The sequence below is a fragment of the Polyangium sorediatum genome (genome assembly GCF_029946465.1).
Taxonomy (GTDB): Bacteria; Myxococcota_A; Polyangia; order Polyangiales; family Polyangiaceae; genus Polyangium; species Polyangium fumosum.
The window spans coordinates 15,288-35,354 of the sequence record NZ_JARZHI010000070.1; the positions used below are offsets into that span (position 1 = coordinate 15,288).

A 20,067-nucleotide genomic window follows, 5' to 3' on the forward strand; every position below is an offset into this window, starting at 1 on the left:
AAACCACGATGCCACGGCGCGCCCTCGGGATCCACGTCTTCGCCTTGCTCCTCGCGCCCGCGATCGCGCGCGCCGAGCCGCCTTCATCCGCGATCACGCCCGTGCCGCTGCCGGTACCGAAAGGTCCCGATCCCGCGGCCGCCGCCGCCCTTGCCGCGCGCGAGGCGCACCTCGAAACACAAACGCGAGCGATGACCGTGCTCACGAGCTGGGCCCTCGCCAGCCTCGCCACGGGCGCCGCGTTATGGGCCACGGGCGGCGACGACTACACCCGCTCGATCGGCATCCAGAACGTCGCCTGGGGCGCGGTCGACGGCGTCATCGCCGGGTTCGGCTACCACGGCCTCGCAAAACAACGCGGCCTCGACAAACCTATTTCCTATTGGCAGGCCGAGGACCGCAGGATGCGGACGATCTTCCTCGTGAATGCGGGGCTCGACGTCCTCTACGTGACGGCCGGAGCCTTGATGGTCGGGTTTGGCAAGAACGACTGGGTCCGCGGCGCCGGCGCGGGCATCGCCCTGCAAGGCAGCTTCCTCTTCACCTTCGACATGGCCATGGGGCTCGGTGCCCGTTGAGCTCCGACAACGGCCGACGCCGCGAGTTCCCGCTCCCCTTGGGTTCGAAAATCGGCGAAGATCGGCGGAGCCGCCGTAGATCGTCCGCGGCCCTGCTTCGTCGAACCGCACCGGACACGACGTCTCGAGCCTGAGGGATATGACCATGTCGCGCATGTCGAAGAGCGGTACCTCGATGATCCTCGGAAGCCTCTGCCTGGCGAGCGTCCTCGGCGGCGGCGGGTGCACGAAGGCAGCCCCGAGCAACGAGGAAGCGCCCGCGCTGGCGCCTCCCGACGAGGCGAACACCCGGGCCAAAGGTGAGCAGGGCTTCCTGGCCAACGACGGCAAGCAGGAAGCGCAGGCGGGCAAGTACGACGTCCGCGGCGGCGACATGACCCGCGCGCCGGGGGATGCCCCAGCCGCCGCGGAGAAGGCCAAAGCCGGCGGCGGCGGCGCCGCCCCGCCGCCCGCCCCGACCCAGGCGCTGATCCCGCCCGCCGCGAATGACGCGCCCACGATCGACCCGAACGGCCGGTTTGCCACGACATACCGTCCCGGCGGCGGCCACCTCGCCGCGTTCGAGTCCGCCGTCGCGCGCGGCATCATCCCCCCGGGCGAGCGCGAGCTCGTCTCGGACGTCGGCGCCCGCTACGTCACGGGCTTCGAGGTCCCGAAGGGCAAGGCGCTCGGCATCCAGGCCGGCCTCGAACGCGGAAAGCTCCCGCCCTCGGGCAGCCCGTTCCACCTCCGGCTCACGCTGAAATCGAGCCCCGACAAACCCGCCGAGCGCCCGCACCTCTCCGTGCACCTCGTCCTCGACGTGAGCGGCTCGATGCAAGGCGAATCGATCAAGCAGGCCCGCGAGGCCGCGAGCGCGCTCGTCGACAAGCTCGCCCCGAGCGACGACTTTTCCCTCGTGACGTTCTCGACCGACGCCGAGGTGAAGATCCCCGACGGCCCCGTCGGCGCGCGCCGCGAGGCCATCAAGAAGGTCATCGCCGAGATCAAGGAAGGCGGCGGCACCAACATTTCGAGCGGTCTCGAACTCGGGTATGCGCAGGCCGAGACGAAGAGCATCCCCGAGGATGCGGTGAAGGTCGTGCTTCTGCTCTCCGACGGTCGCGCGAACAGCGGGATCAAGTCGGCGAATGGCATCTCGAAGCTCGCGCTCGACGCCTTCCAGAAGGGCATTCAAACGAGCACGTTCGGCCTCGGCGCCGATTACGATGGCGCGCTCATGAGCGCGATCGCCGAGGACGGCGCGGGCGGCTATTATTACCTGCGCGACGCGGCGCAGATCGCCCCGGCGCTCGGCACCGAGCTCGACAAGCGCCTCGATCCGGCGGCGACGGCCGTCGAGGTCCGCGTGCGCCTGAAGAAGGGCTTTGATCTGCTGAAGGTCTACGGCTCGCGCCGCCTCTCGGAGGCCGAGGCGCAACGCGTGCGGGCGCAAGAGGTCGCGGCGGACGAGCAGGCGGCGAAGCGCGACAACATCAAGCAGGACCGCAAGGAGGACAACGAGGGCGGCATGCGCTTCTTCATCCCGGCCTTCGCCGCGGGCGATAGCCACGCGCTGCTCTTCCAGCTCCGCGCGGGCGCCGGCGTGGGCAAGGGGCAACTCGCGCTGGTCGAGCTCAAGTACAAGGACCGCATTTCCAAGAAAAACGTGACGGAGGAGTTCCCGGTCGACATCGAGTGGGCCGACTCCGACGCGGCGAGCGGGGCGACGATCGACGGCTCCGTGGCCCGTACGATCCAGGGCTTCGCCGCAGGCGAGACGCTCGCGCGCGCAGCACAGAACGTCGCGGGGGGCGACAAGCAGTACGCGATCAGCCTGCTCACCGAGCGCGAGACGATCCTGCGCGAGGCGGCGAAGACGCTCGAAGAGCCGCTCTTCTTGAAGGACGCCGATCGCCTCGCCCGCATGCGCGAGCACGCGGCGCAGAGCACGGGCATGGGGGATCCGCTCCTCTTCGCCATGCTGCTCGAGACCGCGAGCCGCTCGCACCTGCGTTAGGCTGATACGGACATGTCCGATCCGATCGTCCTCAGGATCCCGCTCGACAAGCCCGCCGTGCACGTGGACGTGGCGGCGGGACAAACCATCACCCTGCGCGGGTTCTACACGTGGAAGCACGACGGCTCGATCCTCGACGCGGCCACGACGACCTGGCCGAAGGAGGCGCCCGGGGGCGCGTCGGTCGATCCGGTGGGGCTCGTGGAGGTGGAGGCGGGCGGGTTTCACCTGACGAAACGAAACGTGGACGCGCACGAGGCGGAGCTCGTCGCGACGGGCTCGGGCGCAGAGGCGTGCGCGGCGGCGGGCGTCGAGGCGCCGTGCCTCGTCGTGAACAAGCGAATCGCGCTGCAAAAGCGGCTCATGGGCTGGGAGGAGTTCAAGGGCTCGCTCGTCGGCGAGGGGATCACGGCGGTCCTGCCGCCGCCGCCCGTGGTGGAGGTCGCGCCCGGCGTGATGCCGTATGTGCAGGCGGGCGCGGGCGTGATGATCGCGGCGGTCGTCGGATTCGCCGCGTGGACGTGGAAAAAGAAGCGGGACGCCTCGCCCGCGGGGCAGATGCTTTCGCTCGCGCGTGGGGTGAAGGATCAGCTCCGGCGCGCCGATCCGGTGCTGGCGGCGCCGCTCGCGCCCGCGGTGGACGCGGCGATCCGGTCGCTCCGCGAGCGGCGCGTGGACCCGGGATCGGCGGAAGGAAAGCGGGTCGCCGAGGCGCTACGAAAAACCTCGGCGCGGCTCGAAGCCTCGATGCGGGAGGAGCAGGCGGCGAAGGAGCAGGCGGCCGCCGACGAGCTCGTGCAGGAGATGGAAGCAGCGCTCGAAGCGGCCGACGAGGTGAAGCGCGCGCACCGGGCGGTCTAGCTGCGGCCGCGGTAGATCGTCTCCATGCGCTTTCGCGCGAGCCCGAGCGGTTTGTCGAAGCGGCTCAACGTCCGGCCGCGGAGCTCGGGCCGTTTGTCCGCGAGTTTTCCGAGGAGCGTGACGTCGCGCCGCAGCTCCATCACCACGAACGCGCGCGTCAGGAGGTACGTGAAGGCATTGAGCCCGTACCGCTCCCACGGCGCCGCGAGCGCGTACGAGAGCGCGAAGATGTCCGTCCGTTCCGCCGTGACGGGCACGAAGAAGACCACGATCCGCAGGGCATTCGGCCGCCGCTGCCGCGTCGCCGGGTCGAACCAGTATTGGTCGTAGACCGTGTAGACCGGCGAGAACCACGTGGTCCAGTCGTCCACGAAGGTATCCCCGGGCTCGATCTGGAGCAGCGAATACAGCGGCCGCGGGAGCGCCTTTTGCGGGCCTTCGTTGACGACACGAACGCTCGTGTCCGTGCTCGTCACCTCGCACGTGACCTCCTCCATGCGCTCGCGTGGATAACCGAGCAGCGCGTGGACCTCGGGCGTGTGCTCGACCTCGATGAAATTGTCGAGCGTGACCTCGAGCGGCGCCTCCGCCCGGTGCCGCGTCTTGCCGATGAGGTGATAACCGCTCACGTCGATCGTTGGGAACACGACCGGAGATCCGCGGCGCTTGATCCAGATCAGGCCGAATCGCTCGACGACGTCGAAAGCATCGGCGCAGGGGCGCGCCGCGGGCGTGGCCGGGCACTTTCCCTCGCCGTCCGGCGCGAACGACCATCCATGGTAGGGACAAACCAGCCGCCCGCCCTCCACGCGCCCCTCGCTGAGGCGCATGCCGCGGTGCGGACACACGTCGGCGAGCGCGCCGAGGCTCGCCTTCCCATTCGAGGCGCGAAACAGGACGAGTTCGTGATCACAGACGCGGACGGGCGCGGGCTTCGAGCCGAGCGCGTCGGCGAAGAGCACCGGGTGCCAGTGATCGAACTCGGCCATTTCAACGTCTCTCCCCCGCGAGGTGCTCCGCGACACGCTCGGCCTCGATCGCGATGTCGTGCAGCGCGCCGGTGAGCGGGTTCCGGAAGCCGATGAAAAAGAGCCCCGGCGCCCCCGGCACCGGCTCACCGAAATAACGCGGATAGCCCCGTTCGTCGAGCCAACCCTCCGCGTCCTCGAAATACTCGGAGATCCCGGTCCGATACCCCGTGGCGAGCACGACAGCGTCGAAGGGGCGCGTGGTCCCGTCGACGAAGTGCACCTCGCCAGGGTCGAAGGAGCGCACGTCCTTCACCACGTCGATCTGCCCTTGCTTGACGAGCTCCAGCGTGCCCACGTCGATGAGCGGGATGCGCTTTTCGAGGACGACCTGCGAGATCGGGCCGAGCTTGGGGCGCGTGAAGCCGTACGGCGTGAGGTCCCCGAGCATCCGATCGAGGGCAAAAAGCGAGATGGCGTCGGCGACCTTGGGCGGCAGGCGCGAGAACAAGAAGAGCGAGGTGAGCTGCGACGGGACGCCCGTCAAATCACGCGGCACGACGTGCACGGGGCCGCGGACCGAGAGCGCAGGCTTGGCGCCGTGTTCCCAGAGGTCGAGCGCGATCTCCGCGCCCGAGTTGCCCGCGCCCACGACGAGGACCCTCTTTCCGCGCCAAGGATCGCCGTTCTTGTAGCGGGAGCTGTGCAGGATCGGCCCGCCGAACGAGGCGTCGCCCGGCCAGGTCGGGACGTTGGGGACGCGGTTGTATCCCGTCGCCACCACGAGCGCGCGCGTCCGGTACTCGTTCGCCTCGGTGCGAAGGACGAATCCCCCGTCCTCGCGCCGCGCCGAGCGGACATCCTCACCGAAGAGCGGCGTCAATTCGAAGTCGCGCGCGTAGGCGTCGAGGTACGCGACCATCTGCGCCCGCGACGGGTAGGTCGGCGTGCCGGCAGGCCAGGGCATGCCTGGCAATGACGAGAAGCGCTGCATGGTGTGCAGGTGCAGCCGCTCGTAATGGTTCCGCCAGGACGATCCGACCTCGGTCGATCGCTCGAGGATCTCGAAGGGGATGCCGCGGGACCGCAAGCACGCCCCGACGGAGAGCCCCGACGGACCGGCGCCGACGACGATGACCTCGGTCTCTTCGCGCATGCGGCGCATCCTAGGCGATCCGTCGCGGCGCTCAACCTTTCGCGACGGACGTGACGACGATCTCGATCGCCCGCGCGAAGACCTCGGGGCGCGGCAGCAGGCTGACCACGAGAAACCCCTCGCGCTCCATGTCGAAGAAATACCCCGGATGCACGACGATGCCGTGCTCTCGCACGAGCATTTCGACCCAGGCATCCTCGTCGCGCGTCCGCGGCACTTCGAGGATCGCGTACCAGCCGCCGTCCGTGGGCAGGCGCCGGACCGCGGCGTCCTCCCCCGCGGCCACGAGCGCGCGGTCGAGCGCCGCGAGGTTTTCCGCGGTCCGCGCGCGGACGGGCCCTTGCACCGAGGCGCGCGCAGCGAGCAGCTCCGGGAGCGCGAGCTGGACCGGCGTCGAGGCCGAGAGGTAGGTATCCGCGATGAGCTCGAGCCGCGCGATCGCCTCGTCGCAAAGCGCGTCGGGGCCGTAGACGAGCGTCCAGCCGAGCTTGCATTGCGGGAGGAGCAGGCTCTTCGAGAGGCCGCCGAGCACGAACGTGAGCGCCTCGCGCTCGCCCGCGAAGCTCGGGAGCCGATCCGCGGGCAGCGCGCCGTGCGGATACTCGGCGAAGACCTCGTCCACGATGAGCGCCATGCCGTGACGCGCGGCGATCCTCCCGACCTCGGCCGCGTCGTCGCGACGCACGAACGTGCCCGTGGGGTTGTTCGGGTGCACGAGGACGATCGCGCGCGCGTGGCCCTGCGCTTCTTCGGCAGCACGATCGAGCGCGCCGAGATCGATACGAAACCCCTCCTCGCGGACGAGCGGGTACATGGCGAGCTCGACGTCTTCGAGCCGCGCGAGGAACTCGAAGAGCGGGTACGAGGGCGCCGGGACGAGCACCCGATCGCCGCGCTCGCAGAGCAGCTTGAAGAGCCACGTGTACGCCTCGCTGGTGCTCGCGCTGAGGACGACACGATCCTCGCGGGCAGGCAGGCCGCGCTCGTGGAAGGAGGCGGCGACGGCCGCGCGGGCCTTCGGGTGGCCGAGCGAGATCGGCGCGTACGTCGCGCCGCGGGGATGGCCGAGCAGCCCGACGAGCGGCTCGGTGTCGACGATCCCGGCGCGCGTGGGGTTCGACTCCGTGAGGTCGGTGAGCTCGCGACCCGCGCGCGCGGCGGCGGCGAGCAGCGTGGTCAGCGGATTTTCGGTGCGATCCCAGTCGGTTCGCTGGGTGAAGGGGTTCGGGGCGCAGCTCGGCTCGTCCGAGCGTAGCCCTGAGCGTGGAAGGGGGGCGCGGGCCATGCGAGGCGCGGAGCTTGTCGCCGGGGGCCGCGGCGGGCAAGGAGGTCGGGAAAAACGAAGGCCGGCGTCGTCGCTTGTCGTGACGAGCAGCCGGCCTCTTTGCGCGGACCCGAGGGCGCCGCGTCTTCGTTCACAGCTTGCTGATGAGCGCGTCGCCGAGCTTCGGCTGGTCGATCTTGCCGAACCAGATGGCCCAAACGCCCTTCATGAAGTCGACGCCGTCGACCGTCGCGCTGCCGCCGCCGCCCACGGAGACCGTCGTGGCCTTCTTCGCGGCGTCGTACACGATCGTGATCTTGGAGTTCTCCTTGAGCTCGCGGGAGAAGGCGGCGAGGAACTTGTCGATCTTGCCCTTGTCCGCGTAGCCGTTCATCGCGAACGCGTCGCGCAGCGTCTGCACGACCTTCTCGTGATCCACGTCGCGCTTCATCGACCACTCGAACTTCTTGTCGATGTCCGCGTCGATCACGGCCTTCTTCGACTTCTCGACCGCGCCCTTGATGAAGTGCGAGATCTGGTAGACGTTCACGTCGACGAGGACCACGGTCTTGACCCGGATCCCGGAGCCCGTGAGTTTCCAGTCCTCGGCGAAGGCGCTGCCGCCGAACAGGAAGAGAGCCGCGAGGATCGAGAGGAAGAGGGGAAGCTGTCGCCTACGAAGTTGCATCGCGCTGACCTCCGCCGATGGGGGTGGTGGCTTTCATGACCGCCCCGGCCCGCGAAAACGCGTGCGCGGGCTGCCGGAATGACCCACGGCCTTCGTTTGACGTGAAACCATGAGAAGCCACGCATCGTCAAGCGACGAATTTCCAAGGATGTTCGTGACGGGATGCGTCAAAGGTCCTGGCGAGGAAAAACCTCGTGGGAATCGAGGGGCGTGTGCAGTGTGCTGGTAGGTTTGCCGCGTGGTGACCATCGAGCACGACGGCGTGGCGCGGCTGCGTGCTGGACGTGCGGCGTATCGAGGCCTTCGCGCGCTCGCTCAGCGAAGCGCTCGCCGCCCTGGGCGTCGAACCCCGCGCGTCGACCTCCGCCGCCGGTGCGCAGAACACGTGCCGCTCGACGACGCGACGCGGCGAAGGGCGCGGAGTATCGAGCGCGAGGGGTTCGCCCGGTCGATGAAGGCTTATCATGCGCGGCGCGCCCTCGACGAAGAGGGGTATGTCCCGGCGGAGGTCGCGCAGGAAATGGCGTCCCTGCTCGGGGGAGGAACCGATGATCCTTGGTGATACGAGCGTCCACAGCCCGGCCCTCTACGAAATCTTCGCGCGCATGTGGCTCTACGATCTTGGCCGCGTGAAGGGCGCGCGCGTCACGCTCGCGGACGTGCCCGACGAGGAGCTCGATCGGCTCGCGCGGCTCGGCTTCGATTACGTGTACCTGATGGGCGTGTGGACCCTCGGCGAGGTGGGGCCGAAGATCGCACGGGAGATGCCGTCGCTCCGCGCCGAATACGAGCGGGCCTTGCCCGATCTCGGGCAGGCGGACGTGATCGGCTCGCCGTTCGCGGTGGCGCGGTACGCGGTCGATCCCTCGCTCGGCGGGGACGCGGCGCTCGCCGTGCTGCGGGAGAAGCTCCGGGCGCGTGGAATCGGGCTCCTGCTCGATTTCGTGCCGAATCATCTGGCGCGGGATCACCATTGGATCACAGAGCGGCCGGAGCTCTTCGTGCGGGAGGCGAACGGGCAGATCGCCTGCGGGAAGGACCCTTATTTCCCGCCGTGGACCGACACGGCGCAGCTCGATTTCCGCGCGGCCGAGACGCGGCAGGCATCGATCGAGGCGCTGCTCGACGTCGCCTCGCGTTGCGACGGCGTGCGGTGCGACATGGCGATGCTCGTGCTCTCGGACGTCTTTCAGCGGACGTGGGCCCACGCGCGGCGGGCCGAGGAGACGCGGGAGGCCGAAGGCGAGTTCTGGGCCGAGGCGATCGACGCCGTGCGGGAGCGATATCCGACGTTCGTGCTGCTCGCCGAGGCGTACTGGGACCTCGAATGGCGGCTGCAGACGCTCGGGTTCGATTACACGTACGACAAGAGCATGTACGACCGGCTCCTGCACGGCTCGGCGCGCGCGGTGCGCGGGCACCTCTCCGGATCGTTCGATTACCAGGCGCGCTCGGCGCGATTTTTGGAGAACCACGACGAGCCGCGGATCGCGTCCGCGTTGCCGCCCGATCGGCGCAAGGCGGCCACGGTGCTGCTCGGGACCACGCCGGGGATGCGGTTTTTCCACGACGGGCAACTCGAAGGACGGAAGATCCGGGCGCCGGTGCAGCTCGCGCGGCGCGCGGACGAACGCGTGGACGAGGCGAGCCTCGCGTTTCACCACGCGCTGCTCGACGCGATGAAGCTCGACGTCCTCCGGCGCGGCCGTTTCGCGCTGCTCTCGCCGCGCGCCGCGGGGCCGGGGAGCACGAGCTTCGAATCGTTCGTCGCGTATCGCTGGGATGCGCGGGCGAGCGCCGTGGTCGTCGTGGTGAACCTCGGCCCGGCCCGCGGACATTGCACGCTGACGCTGGATCTGGCGGGGATCGCGGGGAGGAACGTGCGGCTCGTCGATCGCATCGGCGGCGAGGAATACCGGCGCAGCGGGGACGAGCTGCTCGACGATCGGCGCGGGCTCTACGTGGAGCTACCGGCGTACGGCGCGCATCTGTTCGAGGTCAAAAAAGGGAATCGATAGCCTCGAATCCGCGTGCGGTCGTTACTGGGGCTTCGCGAAGATGGTGCCTGCGGCGCCGTGGGAGAGCTTTTGCCATTTGGCGTACGCGGCGACGGCGCGCTCACGAATGGTGGTGGGGGACGCGTGCTCGCCGATCGCGGTGACGACAGCGTCGAGGACGTACCCCTCGGGGGCCATGAGGGAGCGCGTCATGAGCCACGTCTCCGACCCGGCGGCGCGCAAGGCGGGGCCGAAATAAGGCTCGGAGTCACAGGCCAGGACGAACGAGGGAATGGCGCGGGCGCGCTCCTCGGGGCCCGGCGGCGGCGAGAGGCGCACGCCATCCATGAGGCGGTTGTGGCCCGCGTAGCCGGCGACCGAAATGCGCACGTCGCGCTCGTTGCCGCCGTCGCGGAAACGAATCCGTCCGCCGCGGGTGGCGAGGCGCCAAAACGCCTCGACGGCGCGGTCGATGGAATCGCCGTGGTAGGCGTCGAGGACGATGATTTGCTCGATCGTGTCGCCGGGTTTGCCGCCAAACGGCTCGGCCGAGACGTTGCGGCGATAGACCACGCGTTCGAGGCGCGCGCCCTCGGCGCCCATGACGTCGACGCGGGAAAAGCCGCTCTTTTTGCGGTCGAAGAAGCGGCGATGACCGAAGGCGGCGCCCCAGTAGAGGTTCGTGTCGAGGCGGTCGGGATCACCGGCGACGTTGCTGCCGCAATCGATCTGCTCATTCGAGCAAAGAGGGACGACGACGTGGACGACGAGCGGCTCGGCGGCCTGGGCCGAGGTCGCAACGAGGAGGATCGAGGCGAGGAGGAGGAGCCAGAGGGATCGAAGCATGGTGCTATCCCCTCATCGGCAGGGCGCGGTGAAGTGTGACGGGGTCGCGTCGATTTAGCTGCCGGCGAGCGCCCGCGCCGGATCGACCTTCGCAGCGGCCCGCGCAGGGCCGATGGCGCCGAGGACCGAAAACAGAATGGAAAATCCCATTCCGAGGAGCCAGAGCCACCAGGGAAACGCGAAAAAGGTGTCGGGCTTGAAGGGGAAGTCCGGGAGCTTCTCGGCCGCGGCCCAGTCGGCGAGGAACGCGAGGATCCGCGCGACGAGGAGACCCGCGGCGCCCGCGAAGAACCCCACGACGGCCGCGAGCGAGACCGTCCACGCGCCGATCTCGCCCGCCGTGGCGCCGACCGCGCGGTAGAGGGCGATCTCGCCGCGACGCTCGAGGACGAGGGCGCGGAACGTCTGCGTGATGCTCGACGCGCTGACGACGAGGACGATGCCCGCGACGAGCGAGAGCAAGGCCATCACGCCGGAGACGAGGACGCTTACATCCCGCGCGCGGGTGTCCTTCGGAGACAAACCCATGCGCGCCCCCGCGTCGATGATGCCCGCGACCTCGGCGCCGGAGCTCGCCTCCACGACGGCGCTCGAATACCGCTCGGCCGCGCGCTGCCCGCCGAACTCGCGGTTCCAGCGGCGCACGACGCCGAGCGGGAACGTGAGGCCGAGGTCGGTGGCGCTGCCCGAGATGCCCACGATGCGCGCCTTGATGGTGCGAGGGCTGCCCTGCTTGGCCCGGCCGAGCAGGCTCTCGCCGAGGCGAATCGTGAAGGTGATGCCCTGCGCGCGGCCGAGCAGCGTCTCGCCGACGGCGGGAAAGCCGTGCGCAGGCGCGATGCTCTTGTCGAAGATCTCGACGAGGTAACGGCTGACGATCGCGGGCACGGGCGCGGAGCAACGGCCCTCCGCGGCATCGGCGGCGCGCTCGCAGTAGGCGCCCCCCGTGCAGGCGGCGTCGTCGGTGCAGGCGGGCCCGGGCGTGTCGAGCGGATCCACGAAGAGGCCAGGCTTCACGTCGTTCGCGGCGAGCGCGGGATCGATGCCGTCACCGGGCAGCTCGCCGGCGCCGACGTCGTGGCCGATGATCTCGCGGCCGCCACGCGCGCTCGCGGGGAAAGCGAACGAGAGCTTGGGGCGGACCCGCAAGGCGCCGGGGAGCGTGCCGAGCTTGGCGACGTCGTCGGGGGAGATGCCTGGGGGCTCGCCGCCGCCGCCGAGGAGCAAGCCGAGCAGGCCCGGATCTTTGGCCTTCGGTGGTTCGAGCTCGATCCGATCGATGGGAAAAACCTCGCCGAGCAAGACGGCGCGCACGCCGAGGCCGAGGGCGAGGAAAAACACGAGCGTGGCCGTGCCCGCGGTGATGCCGAACGCGCTGCCGGCGAGCGCGCGGCGCGCGCGGGCGAGGTCGCGGCGCACGAGGCGGACCAGGGCAGCGAGCTTCATGCAGGCTCCTCGTTCGAGGTGTCCACGCGGCCCTCCTTCAGACGGAGGATGCGTGTCGCGGCACGCGCGAGGCGCTCTTCGTGCGTGACGGCCACGATCGTGAGGCCCTCTTCGCGGTGAAGCTCCTCGAAGAGCTCGATGATGCGCGCGCCCGTATCGGCGTCGAGGTTGCCGGTGGGCTCGTCGCAGAGGAGGAGCTTGGGCTTGCGGAGGAGCGCGCGCGCGATCGCGACACGTTGTCGCTGCCCGCCCGAGAGCTCCGCAGGCGTGTCGCCGGCACGATCGGCGAGGCCGAGCCGTTCGAGGAGCTGCTTCGCGCGGGCGAGGCACGCATGTTCGTCGCCGCGTGGATCGAAGAGCGCGGGCGTCGTGACGTTCTCGATCACGGTGAGGTGATGCAAGAGGTGAAAGTGCTGGAAGACGAAGCCGATGCGCTCGCCGCGCAGCCGCGCGAGGGCCGCGTCGCTCATGCGGCCGAGGTCCTGCCCGTAGAGCTCAACCTGCCCCTCGTAGCCACGATCGAGCCCGCCGATCACGGCGAGCAGGGTGCTCTTGCCCGATCCGCTCGGGCCGAGGACACAAACGAACTCGCCCTCTTCGATGACGATCTCCACGTCCACGAGGGCCCGGCGCGCGTCGCGGCCGCCGTCGTGCACGCGGCCGAGACCACGGGTGCGGATGGCCGCGACGTTCACAACGCCGAGACCACGACGCGCTCGCGATCCACGGCGGCCTCCGCGGCGCGTACGCTCACGGCCGACGTGTCCTCGGCCTCGCGGAGCGCTTCGTCCGTGAAGCCGAAGAGCCAGAGCAGGAGGCGCGGCGGCCGCAGGCGGAGGTCGTCTTCCTTCACGAAGAGGCGCGCGAGGTGCTCGGCGTAGGCGCGGCAGAGGACGCGGAACGGGATGTGGTCGAAGGCCTCGGCCCGGCGGCGGCTCGCGTACGACGAGAGCAAGAGGGCGACGTAGAGAACGTCGTGGATCACCTGCAGGCGCAGGCGCGAGGTGCCGGGGTTTCGCGCGAGGGTCTCGCGGAGGAAGTGGACGTTCAGCGGGACGTGGAAGGACTCGTCGCGCGTGAGGATCGTCAGCATGTGGCGCACGGCCGGGTGGCGCGCGCGGCGCAAGGCGAGGCGGTAGGTCGTCGAGCCGATGGTCTCGAACATCAGGTTCGTGAGGACGATCGTCTCGATCCGCTTGGCCCGGCCGTAGAGGCGGTAAAAGGTGCCGGTGACGCGGCCCATGGGGCGGACCTCGCCGCCGAGATAGGCGAGGAACTCGGTGAGCAGCGCGCGGTGCCAGCCCTCCTCGTCGCCGTAGAGGCGCAGGCACTCGGCGAGCTCGGGATCCCACGTGGCGATCTCGTCCGCGAGCTCGTGGGCCTGGCGCAAGCCCGACTCCTCGGCGCGGAAGGCCGCGTTGAAGAAGGCGATGGCCGCCTGCCGCTCCGCCTCGGAGGTCCACACGATGGGCTCCCCGAGATCGAGCTTCTCCTCGTACATCCGTTCCGCCCGCTTGCGCAGCATCCCGAGCCACCACGAGGTGGGGCGCCGCAGCGGGCCGCTCTCCCTGTTCTTCGTCATCGCTGCCTGGGACGGAGGTGCCGGCGGACGATAGCGCACGCAGGCCGAACGGGCACGGGCTCACGGAGAAGGCGGACGAGCAAGCGAGGAAGAGCGGGCTGGAACAAGAACGCACGCGTGCAACGTGGACGGCGCGCCTATGTGCTGCGGATGAGGTAGGATGGCTGCGGGTCCCGTGGCGTTCGAACAGCTCTCTCTACCGTTCGAGGGGCATCTCACCCCGACCGCGCCGGCGCGAATCCCGCGCACGCGGCGGGTGTTCGTCAACCGCAATCTGAAGATGGCGGGGATCGACTGGGTGGGGTTCGACATGGACTACACCCTGGCGATCTACAACCAGGTCGAGATGGACAAGCTGTCCATCGACGCCGTGATCCCCAAGCTCGCCAGGCGCGGCTACGACGAGGACGTCCTCCGCGGGATCACCTGGCCCATCGACTTCCCGATCCGCGGGCTCTTGATCGACAAGAAGGCCGGGAACGTCCTCAAGATGGACCGCTTCAAGGTGGTCCACAAAGGCTACCACGGCCTGCGCGAGCTCACGAAAGAGGAGCTGCGCTCGCTCTACCACCAGAAGCGCGTCAAGCCGAACACCGGCCGCTACCACTTCATCGACACGCTCTACGCGCTGAGCGAGGTCGCGCTCTACACGGGGATCGTGGAGGCGTTCGAGGCGCGACGGATCGAGCTCGACTACGCGACCTTGTTCACGGACATCCGCGAGTGCATCGACGAGGCGCATCGCGACGGATCCATCCTGGACGTGGTGCTCTCCGATCTGCCGCGGTTCATCGAGCGCGACCCCTTGCTCGCGCCGACGCTGCACAAGCTCCGCTCCGCGGGCAAACGGCTGTTTCTGCTGACGAACTCGCGCTGGCCGTACACCGAGCGGATGATGACGTACCTGCTCGGCGACGCGATGCCGGAGTACCCGAGCTTCCGTCACTACTTCGATCTGGTCATCGTGGCGGCGCAGAAGCCGGCGTTCTTCCAGGAGCGCAGGCCGCTGCTCGAGCGGGACGGAGAGAACCTTCGCCCCGCGACGTACCCACTCGAACGAGGCGTGATCTACGAGGGCGGCAACCTGCACGACCTCGAAGCCGCCCTCGGCATCGGCGGCGACCGGATCCTCTACGTCGGTGATCACATCTACGGCGACATTTTGAGGTCCAAGAAAGAGTCGGCCTGGCGCACGGCGATGATCATCCAGGAGATGGAAGCCGAGGTGATCGCGCACGAGATGTGCCGCGAGGAGCACCAGAAGAGCGCGGAGCTCGAGCAGCGACGGGACGAGCTCGAAGATCAGCTCCGGTACTACCAGCAGCGGTACAAGGACCTGACGCGCAAGATCGAGGACGCGGCGCAGGCGGCGAAGAACGGGCACGGGGGCGGAAGCGGGAGCGGCATCTCGTACGAGGCCGAGCGCGGCCGGGCGAAGCGCGCCGTGGAGCGGATCCGCGGCATGCTGCGCTCGGTGGACGCGGAGGCGACGAAGCTCGAGCGCGAGATCGATCAGCGCTTCCACCCCTACTGGGGCTCGCTGCTCAAGGAGTCGATCGAGCCGAGCAGCTTCGGCGATCAGGTCGAGGAGTTCGCCTGCATCTACACGTCACGCGTGTCGAACATGCTGGCGTACTCGCCGCTGCAGTACTGGCGCAGCCCGCGGGACCTGATGCCGCACGAGCTCTGACCCCAGCAGGCTGTCGAGAAGCGCCGCGAGCGCCGGGGCGCGCAGCAAGCTTATCGGCAGCCTGCTACTGGCAGCAGCGAAAGCCCGTCGAGTAGTCGTGGTAGCGCGCGTTGTGCGCGGTCGTCTTGTAGTCGCAGCCGTCGCCGTTCTGGTGCGTGTCGAGGTAGTAGCCGCCGCGGAACGTGCCCGTCTTCGAGGCCGTCCACTCGTGCAGGTTGCCGACCATGTCGAAGGCGCCGTAGCTCGACCGGCACTTCTTGTACGCGCCGCTCTTCGCGAGCGTCCCCTTCATCTGGTTGAGGCGCTCGTCGTTCATGTTCGCGAACGTGTACGCCTCCTGCGGTGGCGGGCCGCCGGCGACGCCGTAAAGCGCGTTGAACGAGGAATACCCGCCGTCGTTGCAGTTGCCGGAGACGCGATCGCTCCCGTACGGGAACGTCGTGGGCTTCTTGCCCTTGCAGGCGCCGATCCACTCGTCGTCCACGCAGAGCCGTTTGCCCGCGTTCTTGCACGCCTCCTCGGCCTCATTGCGGCTGATGTACGCCTGCGGGGCCTTGCCCTTCTTGCTCACGGCCTTCACGCGCAGGCCCGCGACGGACTGGTACGGCGAGTGCCCCTTCGCCTTGTTTTTGCCGACGATCTCGACGACGTGCGCCTCGTACGTGTCGATGCAGTACTTGCCGGCGATGCTCACCATGCCCTCGGGGCACTTCTTGCCCTTGGCCTCCGCCTCCGAAGGCGCCGGCAAGGTCGCCGCGAGGAGCGCGACAGCCGCGAGGCCCAAAGCTCGCGGAGAGTGGAAAAAGACGATGGGCTTCATGGTTCCACGAAGGACGAGCGAGCCGCCTCGTCGACTCATACCGAAAGCTTCCGGCGGGGGCAAATGCGCCGTGGCCGCTTGGACGGGCCCCGGTTTTCGGTCAACCTCTGCCGCCCATGCAGGCGCCCCTCCCGATCGCCAAGATCCGTACGAGCCCCGAGGACTTCGTCGTCGAGGAGATCCCCGCGTACGCGCCGAGCGGCAAGGGCGAGCACCTCTACGTCACCCTGCGCAAGACCGGAAAAAACACGCTCGACGTCGTGCGTGACCTCTCCCGCGCCCTCGGCGCCGACGCCCGCAGCACGGGCTTCGCCGGGATGAAGGACCGGCACGCGATCACCACGCAGACGATCTCGATCCAGGTGCCGATCGCGGAGGACGCGGAGGCGAAGCTCGCGCAGGTGTCGCTGCCGGGCGTCGAGATCCTCGGCGCGAGCAGGCACGGGAACAAGCTGAAGCCGGGGCACCTCGTGGGAAACCGGTTCACGATCACGCTGCGAGGTCTCGCCGGCGACGACGCCGCCCGCGTCGGCGAGCGGCTCGCGGAGGCCGGCCGTGTGGGCGTGCCGAACTCGTTTGGCCCGCAACGGTTCGGGCGCGACGGTCAGAACCCGGCGCGGGCGCTCGCCTGGCTACGCGGCGAGGAGCGCGGGCCGAGGGACCGGCGCGAGCAGCGGTTCTTGTTCTCGGCCCTGCAGTCGATCCTGTTCAATGACGTGCTCGCGCGGCGCGTGGCGGCCGGAACGTGGGCCGCCGTGCTCCCGGGGGACATCGCGAAGAAACACGACTCTGGCGGGATCTTTGCCGTGCCCGCGGAAGGGCGGGACCTCGACGACGCGAAGGCGCGGGCCGAGGCTGGGGCCATCTCACCGACCGGGCCGATGTTCGGCGCGAAGATGCGCTGGCCCGAGGGCGCGCCGCGGGACATCGAGCGCGAGGTGCTCGCCACGGTGCTGCCCGACGCGAGCCGGCTCGAGTCCTTCCGCGCCCTCGGCGAGGGCACCCGAAGGCCCCTGCGGCTCATGGTCGCTGATCTCTCGGTGCGTCCGATTGACGCATCCGGCGGGCTCACCGTTTCTTTTGTGCTACCGAAGGGTGGCTACGCCACAACGGTCCTCGCCACCGCTTGTCAGATCGCCGATGCGACGTTCCGCGAAAGCGACGCGGACAGTGGCGAAGAAGGCGACGAGTCCTCCTCCGAGCCTTCGGGTTCCGCTTAGCGCCCCTTCGCGCCCACCTCGAGCCTCGTCGAGAGGGCGTGTGAACAGATCAAAAGCCAGGGCTGCAACGGCCCACGACGGAAAGGCACAACCGGAAGATGAATCTCATCGAGTGGCTGCAGCGCATCATGGTCGGCTTCGGCGCTGCCTGGGTCATGTGGCTCATGATCGGGCTCTCCGTGGTGAGCGTCGCGATCATCCTCGAGCGCGCCTGGTTCTTCTGGTCGCTGCGGGACGACGTGGTCGTGCTGGCGCGGGATCTGCGGAACGCGCTGAAGGACTCGATCGAGGCCGCGCAGAAGCGCATGGAGGCCTCGCCCTCGGCCGAGGCGGCCGTCGTGAAGGCAGGCCTCGTCGAGGCTGATCGCGGGCCGAAGGCCGCCGAAGAGGCGATGGCCGGCGCGCTCGCCCTCCAGCGCATGAAGCTCGAGCGGCGCCTCGCCTACCTCGGCACCCTCGGCAACAACGCTCCGTTCATCGGCCTCTTCGGCACCGTCATCGGCGTCGTCGGCGCGTTCGACGCGCTCGGCAAGGCCGCCGAGAAGCCGCTCGCGCAGGCCGCCTCCGCGGCGATGGCGCCGCAGCAGGTCATGTCGAGCATCGCCGAGGCGCTCGTCGCCACGGCCGTCGGCCTCGCGGTCGCCATCCCGGCCGTCGCCGCGAACAACTACTTCCAGCGGCTCATCCGCTCGACGATCGCGAACACCGACGCGCTCACGCGCGTGCTGCTCGCGCACCTGCATGGTGAGAAGGAGAGCGCGCTCGAGGAGGCGGTCGAGGACATCGCCCTCGCCGTGTCCGCGAACAGGAAGGCCGAGGCGAAGCCCGCGAAGACGAACGGCGCGCAGAACAAGAAGGCCGCCAAGAAGGGCGAGGACGAGGACGAGTCCAGCGAGGAGAACGGCTGATGGCTGGGTCGAGCTCCAACAACGAGGAGAACATGGTCGAGGGGATCAACGTCACCCCCCTCGTCGACATCACCCTCGTGCTCCTGATCATCTTCATGGTGACGGCGAAGATCATCGTGTCGCAGGCCTTGCCGCTCGACCTGCCGAAGGCCGCGTCGGGGCAAGAAGTGCAGATGGTCTTCAGCGTCGAACTCCGCGCGAACGGGGACATGGTCATCGACGGCAAGAAGCTGCCGAACGACGATGCCGCGCTCCCGCTCGCGAAGGAGGCGCAGGCGAAGACGCCCGATCTGCGCGCCGTCATCCGCGCAGAGCAGACGGTCCAGCACGGCCGCGTGCTTCACGCGCTCGATCTCCTGAAGCGAGCCGGAATCACGAAGATCGCCTTCGGCGTGACGCCTGTGCCCGCCGAAGACGGCAAGGCGGCCCCAGCCCCGCCGCCCACGCCCGTGACGCCGTGATAGCTTTCGCTCGAACTTGAGGGGCTCCGCCAGGCCACGCGGAGCTCCACGTTAGAACCTTGGAGATGCATCAATCATGAGCTCGGCGGCGAACAGAGTCGTGATGGGGGGAGGCCCGTTCCACCACACCGCCGAGCGCGACCGTGATCCGCTCGCGCCCGTCGTCGCGCTCGGAGATCGCGCGGCGAAGACGGGCACGGTGATCGGGCTCGTGCTCGCGCTGCTCTCGCACGGCTACGCCTCCGCGCAGGCGATGACGGCCCTCTTCGACATGCGCCGCGCGGTCGGCGAGATGCGTCAAGGTCTGCACGAGTTCTTCTGGACCGAGTACGACATCGACCTGACGCCGAAGAACGAAGACAAGCCGAAGCCCGAGGAAAAACCCCCGGAGCCGGAGCCCGAGCCCGAAGCCCCGCCGCCCGTGCCCCAGGCGAAGGCCGAGAAGGCGCCAGAAGAAGAGGTCCCCGACAACAGTCCGCCGCCGCCGCCCTCGCAAGCCGCGAAGGTGCTCACGCAGGAGCCGGACGAAGAAGAGCCCGTGGACATGACCGGGCAAGGCTTCGTGAGCGGCGAGGGGAGCGGCCCGAGTTACGGGATGGTGAGCGCGCAGGGGACCGGCAAAACCCCGACGTACAACAAGGCCGCCTCGCTCGACGGGAAAGAAGGCGGCACCGGCACGGGCAAAGGCGGGCCGCCGCCGGCGCCCACGGGGCCGGATCTGTCGAAGGCCGCGGGCCTCGTCGGCAGCTCCGCCTGGGATTGTCCCTTCCCGCCCGAGGCCGACGCCGAACAGATCGATCAGGCCGTCGTGTCGATCATCGTGACGGTGCGGGGGGATGGTTCGCCGCAATCCGTGAAGGTCGTGAACGATCCGGGCTACGGCTTCGGCCGCGCCGCGCGCCTCTGCGCCCTGTCACGGCGTTACACGCCCGCGCTCGACCGGACCGGGACGCCGATGGTGGCCGCGACCCCGCCGATCCGCGTGCGCTTCACCCGCTGACGTTCATCGCCCGCGGCCGCGCTTCCTTTCCGCGCGGCGCCTCATTATCCTCGGCGCACCCGTGGACGTCGCCGAACGCATCGAAAAGCTCAGCAAGGTGCCCCTCTTCGAGGGGCTCACCACCCAGGCGCTCGAGCTGATCTCGCGCGTCGCCAACGAAGAGTCCCACGCGCTCGGGACGAAGATCTTCCAGCACGGAGATCCGGGCGACAAGCTCTACATCATCCTCGAAGGCAAGGTGCGCATCAGCCGCGAGGTGCCGGGCATGGGCGAGGAGGCGCTCGCGGTGCTCGGCCCGGGCTCGGTGTTCGGCGAGATGAGCCTTCTCGACGAGGCGCCGCGCTCCGCCGACGCCCGTGTCCACGAGCGATGCCGCCTGCTCACGGTGCCGAAGGACGCCTTCGAGGACCTCCTGTTTTTGCACAAGGACCTCGCCTACGAGGTGCTCTGGAGTTTCGTCCGGATGCTGACGCAACGGCTCCGCGAGACGAACGACAAGCTCACGTTCCTCACCGTCACCGGCAAATTCTGACGGCGCCGGCGCGGGTTTCGCGCCTTGGACTTCCGTCCTGCGAGGCGGGTC

At 69.1% G+C, this 20,067-nt stretch carries 19 protein-coding genes; 10 read left to right on the forward strand and 9 right to left on the reverse strand.

Going from position 1 to position 20,067, the window contains the following annotated elements; genetic code table 11:
• The first annotated feature begins 8 nt into the window (after positions 1–8).
• From QHF89_RS41080 to QHF89_RS41090, 3 genes are all read left to right on the forward strand, one after another.
• Complete coding sequence (locus QHF89_RS41080) at positions 9–578, forward strand: DUF6992 family protein (protein WP_284721596.1); 570 nt, start codon at positions 9–11, stop codon at positions 576–578.
• Positions 579–723: 145 nt separating this feature from the next.
• Positions 724–2,577, forward strand: coding sequence for a vWA domain-containing protein (locus QHF89_RS41085; RefSeq protein WP_284721597.1), 1,854 nt, complete (start codon positions 724–726; stop codon positions 2,575–2,577).
• 12 nt (positions 2,578–2,589) lie between these two features.
• The gene (locus QHF89_RS41090) at positions 2,590–3,438 is read left to right on the forward strand and encodes a hypothetical protein (RefSeq protein WP_284721598.1); all 849 of its coding nucleotides are present in this window, start codon (positions 2,590–2,592) and stop codon (positions 3,436–3,438) included.
• Here the strand turns inward: QHF89_RS41090 and QHF89_RS41095 are convergent.
• The 4 genes from QHF89_RS41095 to QHF89_RS41110 all read right to left on the reverse strand — a co-directional run bounded on the left by QHF89_RS41095 (position 3,435) and on the right by QHF89_RS41110 (position 7,514).
• On the reverse strand, positions 3,435–4,427 hold the full coding sequence (locus QHF89_RS41095) for a Rieske 2Fe-2S domain-containing protein (protein WP_136971511.1): 993 nt from the start codon (positions 4,425–4,427) through the stop codon (positions 3,435–3,437). The two genes, QHF89_RS41090 and QHF89_RS41095, sit on opposite strands and share 4 nt — an antisense overlap.
• 1 nt (position 4,428) lies before the next feature.
• Positions 4,429–5,562 carry a flavin-containing monooxygenase gene (locus QHF89_RS41100; protein WP_136936188.1) on the reverse strand — a complete coding sequence of 378 codons (1,134 nt, stop codon included), beginning with the start codon at positions 5,560–5,562 and terminating at the stop codon, positions 4,429–4,431.
• Between the two features lie 31 nt (positions 5,563–5,593).
• Positions 5,594–6,847 (reverse strand): pyridoxal phosphate-dependent aminotransferase, encoded by a 1,254-nt coding sequence (locus QHF89_RS41105; protein ID WP_136971509.1) that lies wholly within the window; start codon positions 6,845–6,847, stop codon positions 5,594–5,596.
• 130 nt (positions 6,848–6,977) lie between these two features.
• On the reverse strand, positions 6,978–7,514 hold the full coding sequence (locus QHF89_RS41110; RefSeq protein ID WP_136971508.1) for a chalcone isomerase family protein: 537 nt from the start codon (positions 7,512–7,514) through the stop codon (positions 6,978–6,980).
• 548 nt (positions 7,515–8,062) lie between these two features.
• On the opposite strand from QHF89_RS41110, the gene QHF89_RS41115 reads away from it, so the two are divergent.
• Complete coding sequence (locus QHF89_RS41115) at positions 8,063–9,532, forward strand: alpha-amylase family glycosyl hydrolase (RefSeq protein WP_136971507.1); 1,470 nt, start codon at positions 8,063–8,065, stop codon at positions 9,530–9,532.
• A 21-nt stretch (positions 9,533–9,553) separates the two neighbouring features.
• Here QHF89_RS41115 and QHF89_RS41120 read toward each other — a convergent pair whose 3' ends face one another.
• From QHF89_RS41120 to QHF89_RS41135, 4 genes are read right to left on the reverse strand one after another with little or no spacing between them, the layout of a single operon-like run.
• Positions 9,554–10,357 (reverse strand): hypothetical protein, encoded by an 804-nt coding sequence (locus QHF89_RS41120; RefSeq protein ID WP_136971506.1) that lies wholly within the window; start codon positions 10,355–10,357, stop codon positions 9,554–9,556.
• 54 nt (positions 10,358–10,411) lie between these two features.
• Positions 10,412–11,803, reverse strand: coding sequence for an ABC transporter permease (locus QHF89_RS41125; protein WP_136971505.1), 1,392 nt, complete (start codon positions 11,801–11,803; stop codon positions 10,412–10,414).
• Entirely contained in the window at positions 11,800–12,498 is a 699-nt protein-coding gene (locus QHF89_RS41130) for an ABC transporter ATP-binding protein (RefSeq protein ID WP_211365512.1), read from the reverse strand. The genes QHF89_RS41125 and QHF89_RS41130 overlap by 4 nt, the downstream gene beginning before the upstream one ends.
• The gene (locus QHF89_RS41135) at positions 12,495–13,385 is read right to left on the reverse strand and encodes a ferritin-like domain-containing protein (RefSeq protein ID WP_136971504.1); all 891 of its coding nucleotides are present in this window, start codon (positions 13,383–13,385) and stop codon (positions 12,495–12,497) included. The genes QHF89_RS41130 and QHF89_RS41135 overlap by 4 nt, the downstream gene beginning before the upstream one ends.
• Before the next feature lie 175 nt (positions 13,386–13,560).
• Between QHF89_RS41135 and QHF89_RS41140 the strand changes: the two genes are divergently transcribed.
• The gene (locus QHF89_RS41140) at positions 13,561–15,075 is read left to right on the forward strand and encodes an HAD-IG family 5'-nucleotidase (RefSeq protein WP_136971531.1); all 1,515 of its coding nucleotides are present in this window, start codon (positions 13,561–13,563) and stop codon (positions 15,073–15,075) included.
• Between the two features lie 64 nt (positions 15,076–15,139).
• On the opposite strand, the gene QHF89_RS41145 is transcribed toward QHF89_RS41140, so the two are convergent.
• On the reverse strand, positions 15,140–15,895 hold the full coding sequence (locus tag QHF89_RS41145) for an SUMF1/EgtB/PvdO family nonheme iron enzyme (protein ID WP_284721599.1): 756 nt from the start codon (positions 15,893–15,895) through the stop codon (positions 15,140–15,142).
• A 116-nt stretch (positions 15,896–16,011) separates the two neighbouring features.
• Here QHF89_RS41145 and truD point away from each other — a divergent pair, with 116 nt between their 5' ends.
• The 5 genes from truD to QHF89_RS41170 all read left to right on the forward strand — a co-directional run bounded on the left by truD (position 16,012) and on the right by QHF89_RS41170 (position 20,016).
• Positions 16,012–17,115 (forward strand): tRNA pseudouridine(13) synthase TruD, encoded by a 1,104-nt coding sequence (gene truD, locus QHF89_RS41150; protein ID WP_136971502.1) that lies wholly within the window; start codon positions 16,012–16,014, stop codon positions 17,113–17,115.
• 98 nt (positions 17,116–17,213) lie between these two features.
• Positions 17,214–18,023 carry a MotA/TolQ/ExbB proton channel family protein gene (locus tag QHF89_RS41155; RefSeq protein ID WP_136933372.1) on the forward strand — a complete coding sequence of 270 codons (810 nt, stop codon included), beginning with the start codon at positions 17,214–17,216 and terminating at the stop codon, positions 18,021–18,023.
• Entirely contained in the window at positions 18,023–18,484 is a 462-nt protein-coding gene (locus tag QHF89_RS41160) for an ExbD/TolR family protein (RefSeq protein ID WP_136933371.1), read from the forward strand. The genes QHF89_RS41155 and QHF89_RS41160 overlap by 1 nt, the downstream gene beginning before the upstream one ends.
• A gap of 76 nt (positions 18,485–18,560) precedes the next feature.
• Entirely contained in the window at positions 18,561–19,484 is a 924-nt protein-coding gene (locus QHF89_RS41165) for an energy transducer TonB (RefSeq protein ID WP_284721600.1), read from the forward strand.
• Between the two features lie 61 nt (positions 19,485–19,545).
• Positions 19,546–20,016, forward strand: a complete 471-nt coding sequence (locus QHF89_RS41170; RefSeq protein ID WP_136933370.1) for a cyclic nucleotide-binding domain-containing protein — start codon at positions 19,546–19,548, stop codon at positions 20,014–20,016.
• Positions 20,017–20,067 lie beyond the last annotated feature (51 nt).